Annotated in this window: 1 protein-coding gene and 1 pseudogene; both read left to right on the forward strand. The window is 58.3% G+C overall.

The genetic code is table 11. From position 1 onward, the window contains the following. A pseudogene (locus tag AACR93_RS05615) lies at positions 1-689 on the forward strand (type II toxin-antitoxin system antitoxin DNA ADP-ribosyl glycohydrolase DarG); the annotation flags it as partial. A 74-nt stretch (positions 690-763) separates the two neighbouring features. Beyond that, positions 764-1,109: type I restriction endonuclease (locus AACR93_RS05620; RefSeq protein WP_043850234.1), on the forward strand; the 346-nt coding region annotated here is incomplete at its 3' end.

Genomic DNA, 1,109 nt, shown 5'->3' on the forward strand with positions numbered 1-1,109 from the left:
CAGAGGTCAAACAGGCGATCGAAACGGCACTGGGCGATCTGGATATCGATATCCTGCTCTATGAGCCCAGTCGCCAATACCAAAATGTGGCCAAGCGCGGCGGGGTGGCGGAGCTGACTCCGGCTCGGGCCCTGATTGCTGAACTGGTACGTCGCTACTGGTTTTTAGGGATGGAGTGCAGCTTGCTGGAGATCCAGAAACTGGCCTGGTTTCTGGCTCGGGTCATTGGCCGCAACCCGCTGGGGGATCCGCTGCAGTTGCAGTTTAAGGCCCATCGTTATGGTCCTTATGCCAACAATCTGACCCATCTGCTCAATGCGATGGACGGCAGTTATCTGCAGTCCGACAAGCGCATCCCGGATAGCAAGCCGTTTGATGTCATCTGGTTTAATGAGGCTAAAAAACAAGAGCTTGCCGTTTATCTCCAGACCGAGGCCAAAGCATTTTTACCGATACTGGAGCAGACGACCGCGTTAATCGATGGTTTTGAGTCGCCCTATGGCATGGAGTTATTGGCCACGGTGGATTGGTTGATCGCCGAAGAGGGCTGTGCGCCGACGCTGAGCGCGCTGCGCGAGGGGTTGCACCGCTGGCCAGCGGGAACCCCGTGGGGTGAGCGCAAGGCGCGGCTGTTTGATGATCGCAGTCTGCAAATCGCCTTGACCCGTTTGCAGCAGGGGTTGGTGTAACGAAGTGGGTATAACGAATAAGAGCGGCTGCGCGGTTGTCGCGGCGGCTTGAGAGAATAACAGGGATAGAGAGCATGATTTCAGTCGGCCAACGGGAGCGGGCAACCCAGAACCGCGTGATCCATCTTTTCGAACAGAAGCTGGGCTATCGCTATCTGGGGGATTGGCATACTCGGGAGAACAACCGGAATGTCGAGCCGGAGCTGCTGACCGCTTGGCTGGTGGGGCGGGGAGTGGACGCGGCGCTGATCCCCAAGGTGCTCAGGCAACTGGATCGGGCGGCGAGCCTGGGCGAAGGGCGCCTCCTCTATGATGCCAACAAGGAGGTCTATCGCCTGCTGCGTTATGGCGTGAAGGAAAAAGTCGGGGCGGGCGAGCAGAACCAGACTGTCTGGCTTGTTGACTGGGCCAATCCGCAGG

Origin of the sequence: Aeromonas sp. L_1B5_3 (assembly GCF_963866575.1) — a bacterium.
Lineage (GTDB): Bacteria > Pseudomonadota > Gammaproteobacteria > Enterobacterales > Aeromonadaceae > Aeromonas > Aeromonas jandaei.